Below are 10,980 nucleotides of genomic sequence, written 5' to 3'. Positions count from 1 at the left end.
GAATAAATAATATCTAAAATTGCCTGTAACTATTTATGTTTTTTGATACTGTAAGCGCAATCTTTTTCGCACTCACTAATATACATGCAAATTCCGTGCCAAAATACACTAGCGGTAAAAGCCCATATAACAAAGGCTTTTTTGATACACAAAAGCAATACAGTATCAAATTCCAGTTTTTGTGTATCAAATAGCGTATTTTTTAACCTAAAATTACGAAACAGTAACTAAAGTTAACGATGGTATTAATTCCTTAATAACTCAGTGACCGCCGCCCATTACCTTGCCACATTGCTTCAAAGACCGGATTGGTCAATTCGCCACGCTGACCATTCCAGGGGTCATTGTAACGAATCGTCATCGCAGTGTACCCCGTTAACGTGACGGTGTGGCTGGCAAAACCATCTAGTCCTTTGACCCACACGACCACGGGGTGCCGATCAGCTAATCGTTGTTTGATTGTGAGCAGGCTGGCTCCACTCAAATCGACCGCAGTTGGTAAGAAATGACGCATCGTCGGTAACAGCCCCTGCGGATAAATATAGAGACCGACACCGTATTCAGATGTCGGGTCGCCAACAAACCCCGTGTTGGGATTGGAACTACGCGGCACTAACGCCGCTAACGCCAACTTATCGATTCGGACACCCGCATACTGCAGCAGCATCGTGGCCGCCGTCATTTCACAGCCCGTCGGCAATTCTGGCAACTGATTGATGAGCGGGACCTTCAACTGCACGGTGTCCGTCGTAACTGGCTTCAAGTCGGCCGCCGCAACCCAGCCACTCTGATGAGCAGCGTTATGCACGTAATAGTAGCGTTGCCGCTGACCGTGACGATAGATGTCAGCTTGTTCAGTTCGCGTCCACTTGGTCTGTGGATGATACTTCAAATGCAAATTAACGCGCAATTGCGCCCGCTGCCCAGGCAAAACCGTTAGATGATAGCCAACACCCGTTTGACGCTTGGTCTGATAAACGCGTGCTGGGGTCACTTGAATCGCACGGATGGGATAAGTGGTCGCGGCCCGTGGCGGATTCGCAGCATGTGCCGCTTGCGCTAGTCCCACGCTCACAAATAAACTACCGAGTAGGCCCCATAATCTGCTGATTTTAGTCAATTACTGCCCCTCACCTTCCATTAACTGCTAGCCAATCGATTAACCGTTTACATTATAATGCTGGTAAGTGTGAGATTGAAATATAAAATACGGCAAAGTTGGTGGACGTTAGGGTGTGAGTTCGTAACCGACGCCTTGAGTCTATCCGACCGATAGCGCCATTTATTTTTCATTACGTAAAAAGGAGACTAATCACCCATTTTAGGTTAATTACTGCTATAGTTAGCATAAATAAATGAGAACTGGAGACATACGATGGGAGTAAAGCCTTGGAAATCAAGACATGAATTAGCCGTAACTCTAGCAACTGAACGGCATTTGAATGCAGATAGTATCGCGGTTATTGAGCAACACTTACAAGAAACAAATTACTTTCAGTTAGTAAACGGAATAGAAAATTTATTATTAGCACATCCTGAGACTCATCCTAAGCAGTTTACTACCGAAACATTTGATGACTTTCTAAGAATCTATAAATTTGATGTTAGATTAAAAGATGAAATTTTCAATTTAATTGAGCATTTTGAAGGACGTCTGAAAACAGCAATTGCCTATAATTTTAGTAAAAATCATTGTCAATATTTGAACGCAACAATGCAATATACAAATAAAAACAACTATTACAACGTGGGGCTTAACAGTCAATATCCGTTTCGGGAGCGCGGAAGTCAATATTATAGTATTTGTCAAAATTTTGATAACTTCAATTTATTTACAAATCATTTTATTGAAAAACTCATACGAAATAATGATTTTATCGATACACGTTTTTATCGAGATGTAAATTATTCAAATCCGAATGGCGTTGCCTACTACAATAGGGATAGGCATGTAGCAATTCCCTTTTGGGTGGCGATTGAGACAGTTGACTTTGGGACACTGCTCAGAATTATGCATTACTTAAAGTCCAATGATGCAAGAGATGTTTTAGCTGATTTTGGACTAGGAAATGATGATAATTATAAGTTTTTGAGCGCACTGGATGTAATTAGATCGCTCAGAAATGAGTGCGCACATGGTTCTTTAATTTTAAGGTTCAAAACACCAAAATACATCAAATTAAACGCTAATCTAGTGCATGACTTAGAATTAAAGCCTGACCAATATGGTAGTAGTGGCAATAATTATCCAGCCATTATACACCTCGCAGATGCTTTAAAAGTTTTGGGTAGTTTTCAAAGTCTTAAGTCGTTACGACCAATTTTTAAAGCGTTAATTTATCAAAATAACAAATATTTCAATTCTACAAATTACGATTTGAATGATCGTATTTTGAAGCGCATGGGAATTGATTCATACAAGGAATTGAAAGCTATTTGTGTCTGACACTTGACTCTGCCTTTTTAAGATGCTAACATTTAAATATAAAGATGTAACTTGAGGTCTTAAGACCACTGGGCGGCGATAGTCACTGAAATATGTGGACGGTGCCCTCAATAAAAAGGATATCACTTGAAGTGGTATCCTTTTTTGGTTGTCATGGTTTTGAAACAAGTCAAGACCAATTTGAGTCCCTTGAACTAAGTTTGTATCATATTTTAGATAATGCGTAGTACCAGCTCGTAATAAAACCATATTTAACAAAAATTCTAACAAGAGATGACTTTTTAGGTGAGATAGCAAAAGAGGCCTTAAACCTTCTTAGCGCCTAAAACGTAACAAAATCATCATCAGCTCCAGCAAATTCCAACATTTGTACCATCTTTGTGCTACTATTCCAATTTAGATTCACAAAAAAACTGGTATATCAAGGCTTTACCTCTCAATACCAGCTATCTGTATCTATATGCGGCCAAGAAGATTTCATAGTAAAACGTCTAAGCCCTTTGATACCACTGTGTTTAGGCCCTATTAAGTTTTCTCAGTATCGCTTTTAGTATCGCTCTTGTGAGGGGCCAAGTTTACATAGTTTCACAACATCTTCTTAATATCAATAATACTAATCCGGCTTGATTAAATTCATGAAAATTCCCCCGCGCCGAAACGCAGGGGAATTAATCAAGTTATAACTATCATCTAGAAACATCCTAGAGACAGCTGGCATTATACTTATTATTTACCGTTTTGTAAAGCTTGATCGAGAAATGACAACGCTTATCAATCTGTATCGCAATACTCGAAGTAGCCTATAAGCCTCTTTACATTTGCCAGCTTTGATGTATAATTATTAACGTTTTCCCTTGGCCTTTAGGGAGGGGATAACAGAAAAACACCTATTTTACTTTAAGCATTGGGCCAGTCTTGACTGGTCCTTTTTTGTATACTTCTGCCAAACTAAAAATCCCCCACGCCGAAGCGCAGGGGATTAGCAAATTCAATATTTAATTATACTACTTTTCGCCTGCTTGTGAGGCGGATTCTGACGTCGTTTCGGCATCTGATTGCACATTGCTATCCAAATTAGCCGCTAGCGATGACGCTAAAGTGGCTGCTGAACTAGCCGTGGCCGTGTCACCAACTGCCGCCGCACTAGCAGCTTGACTGTAAGCCGCCACTACTGCCTGTGATGCCTCGACTGCGGCTTGACTGGCCGCTGCTGAGTTAGCTGCCGCAATCTTAGCCTGGGCTTCTGACAAGGCTTCCACGACCGTTTGCTCCGTAGAAGCTAGCGTGTTCGACTTGGTTTTGATTATGTTACCCGTATCCTCCAAAATGGAATTATCTGTAATCACGCCCCAAAATGCTAATAGTGATCCGACGCCGGTAATGATCAATAAAACCGTATTGGTATCAATACTATCGTTAAAAAATACTGTGGCGACGGCCAGTCCAATCACTAATACTGAACCAATGATTTGGGCCCAGTAAGAAGCTTTAGTGTAGTTAGCCTTAAAAGTTGCCGCAATGGTCTGAAAGAATTTGGTTACTGCTTTTTTTATTTTTGTCATCATTGTCTCTCCTAAATAAATTTTTCTGCAATGTAAATTAATAAGGTTATTAAGCCACCGCCCACCAATACACTAATCAGCCAATTTTGAATCGCTGTTAGTCGATCAATCCGACGACTGTTTTCATTACTAGAAGCTAACGCTTGGTTGACCTTTTCATCAATGCTTCCCATATCGTCAAATTTCTGGTTTAGACGGCCTAGATTTTCTTTAATCTCCATTAATAAACGGGTTTCATCACTAATATCGCCCTGTGCCATTTACTTCACTACCTTAATATTAGCCTTGTTAGCAGTGAAATTAGTCTTGTGGCCAGAGTGTTTAAATCTCCGATAACCGCCACTGTTAATTTCATAACCATCTACTTTTAAGACCGTACCTTTCTTAATATGAGTTTGTCTCTTACCGTTTTTATACGTCCAGATACCGTTATTCTTCACTACTTTCGCCTTAGTGATTTTAGGATTTGAAAAATAACTGGCCTTAATATCTTGCGCGCGAACTTGACCAATTGCCGTACTGCCGTTGTATAGCGTTAAAACTTGATTTGATTTTCCCGTGTACACAGTCTTGATTGAATGTACTCTCAAGTTAACCTTAGTGAGTGAGCTATCAATAGTTTTGCTAGTGCCATAAAACTTAGTGCCCGCTTTAACACGTACCACTTCTTTCAGAATGTGACCACCATAAGGATAATTTGACTTGTTAATAGTGGTGCCAAACCAGTTATTGCTACCAGTGAACTTTGAAGCGTCTGTTGAAGCCTTTAGTGAAGTGCTGTAACGGCTGTCAGTGTATTGCCACAATTGGTAGCTGAAGCTGGTTGAAGGTGCACTTGTCTGATAGGCTGCTAACCACATACCGTCATAACCAGACTTTGAACTAATGTTCGTAGTGTAGAAACTTTGATATGAATAGAGATAAACTTTCTTACTAGTTAACGACTGCAATTCTGTGGCGAATGCCTTGGTTGCAGCGCTGTATGTACCTGAAGTCGTTGTCAATTCTTCAGCGTCATTCACGTAAAACTTTGGTGCATATGTTTTAGAACGATTGTAAAAATCTTTTGCTTCCTGTTTAGCGTCACTTGCATTGACATACTGACTGAAGGCATACACGCCGTATGGAACACCTGCTGCTTTCAGTACCTTCACATTATGTACAAAATACTTATCTTTGTAGTTTGAGCCATATTGCACACGCAAGATGACGCCCTTCACTTCACCTTTTAGAAGCTTGGCTTGGCTAGTTGTGATCTGGCCTTGCCATTCTGAAAGGTCAAGCACAGGTTGTGTTGCGGCGTTTGCGGTAACTTTTAACCCAGACAAAAAGAAAAGAGCGGCCGCAGTTAACAGCCCGCCCTTAATTAACTTTTTAACGTTCAATCCTTATTCCTTCTTCCCTTTTAAAGCGTTTAATTCATGTTGCAGGTTGTCATTTTGAACCTGAAGCATAGCAATTTCCTGTTCGCTAATCGCAATTTTTTGTGCAAAATTTTCACGCATTTTATCAACTAATGCTTGCCCGTCAACTTTCATTATTCAGTCACCCCGCTTTCTGCTTCAGTAGTGCTTTCAGTCGTATTATCAGCAGTCGCTTCAGTAGTTGTCGTTGTTGTTTCTTCAGCTGTGGTAGTAGTCGTTGTGTCATCAGGCAACATTGCGCTGAGTGCGGTAATCAAGCTATTCAGAACCATCTTCTTGATAGCTTCAACGCCGTTTGCAATTGCCGTGTTGAAGTCGTCCATTGCAATTGTGCTTTCTGAGCTAATCGCAAGATTTTTAATAGTGAAAGAAATAGTCATGATGTTGTTGTTATAGTCTGGTTTGTAATTCGTGATTAATAAACTATCCATTGATTTTTGCCTCCATAGCTAAAACGTTAGTGTTTAATTCGTCAATTTGCTTTGCCTGTTCCTGCGATAAAGCTAGTACAGCGTTTAAAAGCACACCGTTATCAATACCAACTATGTTGCCGTCTTCATCACGGGCATAGAATGCTTCAGGCAAAGCCCATTCTTTTGTTGCGTTTACGTCATCAATAATCCCTGATAAGCGCAGCGGATCAGTGTAATCATCTGTATCATAATTGTACGTGGCCAAATCAATACTCATGGCAAGGCTTGACCAGTAATTAATGTCAGCAGCCTCTACATTGGTCTTTTCAGACAATAGCGACTTTGAAGATGATCCTGAATAATAAATGTTCTTATGATAGGTATTCACCCGATTACTATCATCGTCTGTGAAATAGATACCGCCACCATCTTTAGACCTAACCTGATGTGCACGACTTAACCCCATATTCCTTACCCAGAGATCACGGTTGAATTTTATGGGATTACTCCCTGCTGAATCAATACCAAAATTTGCGGTTTGACTATCATTGCTATACCCAACGTACCAAGTACCCTGATTACCATTACTCTTGATGTTGCCATATGTAGTAAAGGTAATACCCTTGTTAGTGTCAGTGATCCGGCCGTTAAAAGTGATAGTCTGCGTATTGCCATACAAATTAATACCATACACAGAGCTAAGACTGACACTCCCAGTAGCAGTAACGCCGCTTGAAAATGTGTTATCTGAAGCTGCTGTATAACCGTCAGTAAGTGTCAATTGGCCATTGCTCAGTGAAGTTTGATTTGCATAATATGTGCCGTCACTTGAAGCAGTAAAGCATCTTACGCTTGTTGTGAGTGACGCTTGATCAATTGCGGCTTGCAAGCCCACACTGCTATCAAACATAGTAGATGTGTACACGCCACTAGCATTAATAGTGAGCGGGTAATAGCCGCCGGTATTATAGCTACTAGTGCTCTTAGTCCCGCTGTTGATCACACCGCTGTTAATCGTGCCACCATTGATGACTGTGCCCGTGATTGTAGTACCGCTGATCGTGCCACCGGTGATTGTATTACCAGAAACTGTAGCCCCACTGATTGTGCCACCGGTGATTGTATTACCTTTAATCGTGCCGCTTGTCACTGTCCCTAGATCAGCAGATAAGGCTGATAAACTACCGACATTCAAGCGTGCTACATCTAGTGTCCCTGTGGTGATATTGGTGGCATTGATGTTTGTACCAGTGATAGTGCTGAAGTCAATCGTGCCCGCAGTCAATTTGCTTGCAGACACACTGCCAATTTTTGCATTAGTAATAGCTGCGTCTGCTAACTCTGCCGTTCCAATTACAGCTTCATCAATAGCTGTCTTAGTTGTGATGTGAATTAATGAACCGTCTGAAACTCCTGTGCTAAGCGTGGTGTAATCTGCACTTGCTTGGCTTGCGGCTGCTGAAGCAACTGAAGCCGCGCTAGAAGCGTTACTACCAACCACACCGGCACTGGTTGCAGCCGCTGAAGCGGTACTTGCAGCCGTACTTGCTGTTGCCGCACTTGCTGCGGCTTCACTAATTGAGTCGCTAAAACTATCATTGATCAGCGTCTGAACATTTGAATAGGCGGTGTTATATGTACTTTGCAACGTAGTCAAGTTATCGCGGTCAACCGTGCTTGCAGTCGTCAAATCTGCTAATAGACTTGATTCATATGTATTCATTGCGTTGTAAGCTGTGGTTAATGCCGTTGTACTAATACTACTGCTTTTAGCTGTGGTGACAATTGCCGTATATTGAATTGTAGCCACAGTCAAAGAGTACTCAAGCTGCTGCTTTTCGATAACTGACATTATGCTGCTAGTATTTAAATTGGTGACGCCTGTGTTTGCCGTGTCTGCAGTTGCTTGTGCAGTTTCAGCAGTTGTTGAAGCGTCTGTGATTGACACAGACACCGTGCCAAGAGTTGCCATTTATTTCACCTCCTTTCATTTATTCTGTCTCATCTTCAGAATCATCATCATCACTAAATGAAACACTGCTATCGGTTCTAAAAGTCAGCGGATATTGCTGCAAATATTCCACTTTATCAGTTGATGTAGTGCTACTTTTGACGTTGAAACCAGCATATAAATTAGTGCCGTCATAATACGTAGTTTCTGGTTCATAAACGTCATTACTGGCCGCAATGTCTGCCAGCCCCCACTCATAGCTAAATACTAACGAATTAGTTACAAGATTGGCGCAATAAAGCATTCTCTTATCCGACATGTCAACCTTTCCTGAATTCCAAAGAACATAGTCACCATATACAGTGAAAGATTGAAAAGTCTGATCAGTAAGTGAGTAGCCAAAGTCGGTAACCAGGATAGAGTATTTGAGGTCAGTGCTGCCATTCATTAATTCATCTGCGTCAATCACTGAAAGTTGACCAAGATATGTGAGACGAATACCAACCATGTTATTTGTTGCGTCATAGTTGCAAGTAATGTGGCGCTCGCTCTTGTAATAAGTAGTTAGCTTGTCCACGGCTACAATAGTGTTCGCCTGATACTTAACACGGCTGATATAGTAGTTGGAGTCATCATATACTTGCGTCCAGATGTACGGTAGGTCATCAACTACTTGAATGCCAAAGTTGGCACCGTGACGGCTACCGTCAAGAACCATTGATGATTGATAAGTGCCATTGCTATCCAATAGTAAAAATTCAACTGCGTAATCATGAGTAACTGACAAAGATACTGTTGTACTCGGGCTATCTTTATACGCCCTTGACGCAATGTAATAGCCTTTATACGTTCCTGAAGTAATAGGTTGCACATATTGAAATGCCTTGGCACTCCCAGTATATGAATCATCCGAACCATCACTTAAACTATATTGTAATAGATTTGAACCATTATCTTCATTCATTCCCAGCACATTCGTTTCACTGATGTAGTCAGTATTAATGCTGAGCGTCAATGAACCACTGCTCAATTCATCTTTTGATAATTCCAGCAAATAACCATCATTGCGGTGAGTCGTATAAAAGTCCGTATCAGCACTACCTGAGCTGCTGTACACATTCCATACAAAAGCTGGCGCTTCACAGTAGCTGGTGACATCAGTGCCATAAATTTCTACATGGCCAATAAACCGCTTAGTTGATTCTGAAGAAGACCAGTCAGCACCATCAGGCTGTAAAATCGTAGCCACCAAAGCCGTGTTGTCACTCAGAGCATCCTGAATCAAATCAGAAATGCTGGTATTCAATTTGTTTTCTAGTGAATTGATCAAGCTTGGTGTGATCAGTGCTAACGTTGTAAATTCGCCTAAAACAACTGAGTTACTTGAAGGAGTTGCTTCAGATTCAACTTGCTGAATTACCCGTGAAGAAAGTGCTTGTTGTGGGTCATCTTCAAGATCAATCACCCGCACGCTGTCACCAATCGCAGCAGAAAAATCAGGTGAAATAGTCACAGTGTAATTTGATCGTGGGTGATTGTAATAAGCCAGAACTTTTTTCCCCCACGTCAATAGCCCCGCCGCTGTGTTAATGTTGGTATTTGAAGTAACACCTTCAAGATAATTGGCATTGCCTGCGTTATATTCATCATTCGCGGTAGCGTCAAAAATCCACTCACTACCACTATTTGCATCTGCAATCGTTGTAGTGCCATCTGAACCGCCAAGAGGTTTAAGCGCAGTAATTAAGCTTGTATCAATTGTTTCACGCTGAATATTTTCAGCATTGAAACGATATTCTACTCGTTTTCCCGTACTCTGATCGCCTAGCTCACTGACAATATCAACATATTTATTGATTACCTTACCCTGACTAACTTCGACATACGAACGAATCTCTAAATCAAAGTCTTGAAGAGCAGTTTGTAGTAAAGAGTTCGCAGTAGAAGTACCGTTAATCTCATAACTAGCACGCCCGCTGTCATCTTCACTCTCACCAGTGTATTCATCAGAATTGATGACGAAGTCTGAGTCTCCCAGCAGGTACTCCATAACGTCTTGAGACGTAGGGTTCACCATTGTCTTTGAATCAGGTACAAGGTGCTTTAAATTCCAAAGTAACAAATCATACGCCGTAATACTCTTCAGACCAGTTGACCTGTCAACTTCCACTTCAGAAACACGGTAACAGTGTAAATACCCATCAGCGTTTTGGTGAACTAGATGTACACCTGTTTCCATAATTGGATAAAGTGAAGACGGCCGTGGCACGTCCATAGTTACATAGCTATTCCATTCTTTAGTGTTACCATTCAGAATCTCACTAACAGACGTGTCGTCATCACTGGTGGAGTCCTCAGACGCAATCTCTGTATGAATTTCATCATTCACGAACCAATCACTCTGACTATGGCCACCCACCGGCGTTGCGGTTGAGATGATTTTATCTAAAGCGTTATTGAAAACATAATACATCTCAAATCTCCTTACTTGTACGTTGGTCTATATGTCATAGCCCAGTCTGCTGTAGCAATCGTTGGTGAAATAGCAATCTCAGTCTCTTCACCGCCTTGTAGACTTGGCCAAGAGCTACCAATAGATAGCTTGTCCATATATTCAGCGTCATCTTTATAGATTTTGTGCTCTTGAAAATCAAATTTAAGTGTGTTGTCACTGTCAGCAATTGGCGTTACATCTTCAGTGTCAACGGCTTGATAAACCTTCAAATCATACCCAGACATCACATCATTTTTGTAATAAACGGCGTTGCCCTTAGAAGTGCTGTCATAGGTGTCTAAGCCTTTAATGTTCATCTTAGCCGTGTGCATAGCAATTTTGGCCAAAGAAAAAGCGTAGCTAGATGAAAGTGTCTTGCTACCGCTCTTTGAAAATCCGTTCTTCTTGGCTTTGTGCGTGCTACTATCAAGCTCTTCTATCTTATAGGTGTACTTGTTACCCACTTTTCTGATCCTGAACAGGCCATAAAAATCACTAAATGATGATGTACTAGTATTTGCAGGCGTTGTCACGGTTTTAGCCTGAGCAACGCTCTTGCTGCTAGTGGTTGTATAGTACCAATTTGCTGCAGCCAGTGCCTTCAACTTTTTAAGCTGTTTCTTTTGAGCTGTAGTCAACTTCTTCTTTTTCTCAAGCTTTTTCAACGTAGCCTTGTATGACTTGATTTTA

General features: G+C 41.2%; 10 protein-coding genes. 1 reads left to right on the top strand and 9 read right to left on the bottom strand.

From position 1 onward, the window contains the following. Positions 1-253 precede the first annotated feature (253 nt). On the bottom strand, positions 254-1,120 hold the full coding sequence (locus KGF70_RS15405; protein ID WP_216768752.1) for a C39 family peptidase: 867 nt from the start codon (positions 1,118-1,120) through the stop codon (positions 254-256). Positions 1,121-1,375: 255 nt separating this feature from the next. On the opposite strand from KGF70_RS15405, the gene KGF70_RS15400 reads away from it, so the two are divergent. Next, positions 1,376-2,446: an Abi family protein gene (locus KGF70_RS15400; protein WP_216786490.1), complete on the top strand. Its 1,071-nt coding sequence runs from the start codon at positions 1,376-1,378 to the stop codon at positions 2,444-2,446. 1,004 nt (positions 2,447-3,450) lie between these two features. Here the strand turns inward: KGF70_RS15400 and KGF70_RS15395 are convergent. From KGF70_RS15395 to KGF70_RS15360, 8 genes are all read right to left on the bottom strand, one after another. After that, positions 3,451-4,008, bottom strand: coding sequence for a holin (locus tag KGF70_RS15395; protein ID WP_216768758.1), 558 nt, complete (start codon positions 4,006-4,008; stop codon positions 3,451-3,453). Between the two features lie 11 nt (positions 4,009-4,019). Then, complete coding sequence (locus tag KGF70_RS15390) at positions 4,020-4,268, bottom strand: hemolysin XhlA family protein (RefSeq protein ID WP_050339220.1); 249 nt, start codon at positions 4,266-4,268, stop codon at positions 4,020-4,022. Continuing rightward, positions 4,269-5,393 (bottom strand): GH25 family lysozyme, encoded by a 1,125-nt coding sequence (locus tag KGF70_RS15385; protein WP_216748333.1) that lies wholly within the window; start codon positions 5,391-5,393, stop codon positions 4,269-4,271. Positions 5,394-5,396: 3 nt separating this feature from the next. Further along, positions 5,397-5,546 (bottom strand): hypothetical protein, encoded by a 150-nt coding sequence (locus KGF70_RS15380; RefSeq protein WP_156182995.1) that lies wholly within the window; start codon positions 5,544-5,546, stop codon positions 5,397-5,399. Further along, complete coding sequence (locus KGF70_RS15375; protein ID WP_216748332.1) at positions 5,546-5,863, bottom strand: hypothetical protein; 318 nt, start codon at positions 5,861-5,863, stop codon at positions 5,546-5,548. The genes KGF70_RS15380 and KGF70_RS15375 overlap by 1 nt, the downstream gene beginning before the upstream one ends. Beyond that, a complete protein-coding gene (locus tag KGF70_RS15370) occupies positions 5,856-7,817 on the bottom strand; it encodes a hypothetical protein (protein ID WP_216768760.1) in 1,962 nt (653 codons plus the stop codon). Before KGF70_RS15370 ends, KGF70_RS15375 begins: the two co-directional genes overlap by 8 nt. A gap of 19 nt (positions 7,818-7,836) precedes the next feature. After that, a complete protein-coding gene (locus KGF70_RS15365) occupies positions 7,837-10,269 on the bottom strand; it encodes a phage tail spike protein (RefSeq protein ID WP_159257440.1) in 2,433 nt (810 codons plus the stop codon). Positions 10,270-10,280: 11 nt separating this feature from the next. Next, positions 10,281-10,980: hypothetical protein (locus KGF70_RS15360; protein WP_216768762.1), on the bottom strand; the 700-nt coding region annotated here is incomplete at its 5' end.

The organism is Lactiplantibacillus sp. 7.2.4 (genome assembly GCF_018991185.1).
Taxonomy (GTDB): domain Bacteria; phylum Bacillota; class Bacilli; order Lactobacillales; family Lactobacillaceae; genus Lactiplantibacillus; species Lactiplantibacillus pentosus.
This window is presented reverse-complemented; position numbering and strand designations above follow the sequence as displayed.

Coding starts and splice junctions, on each gene's coding strand:
- KGF70_RS15400 (WP_216786490.1), top strand. CDS start 1,376: ATGGGAGTAAAGCCTTGGAAATCAAGACATGAATTAGCCGTAACTCTA.
- KGF70_RS15395 (WP_216768758.1), bottom strand. CDS start 4,008: ATGACAAAAATAAAAAAAGCAGTAACCAAATTCTTTCAGACCATTGCG.
- KGF70_RS15390 (WP_050339220.1), bottom strand. CDS start 4,268: ATGGCACAGGGCGATATTAGTGATGAAACCCGTTTATTAATGGAGATT.
- KGF70_RS15380 (WP_156182995.1), bottom strand. CDS start 5,546: ATGAAAGTTGACGGGCAAGCATTAGTTGATAAAATGCGTGAAAATTTT.
- KGF70_RS15375 (WP_216748332.1), bottom strand. CDS start 5,863: ATGGATAGTTTATTAATCACGAATTACAAACCAGACTATAACAACAAC.
- KGF70_RS15370 (WP_216768760.1), bottom strand. CDS start 7,817: ATGGCAACTCTTGGCACGGTGTCTGTGTCAATCACAGACGCTTCAACA.
- KGF70_RS15365 (WP_159257440.1), bottom strand. CDS start 10,269: ATGTATTATGTTTTCAATAACGCTTTAGATAAAATCATCTCAACCGCA.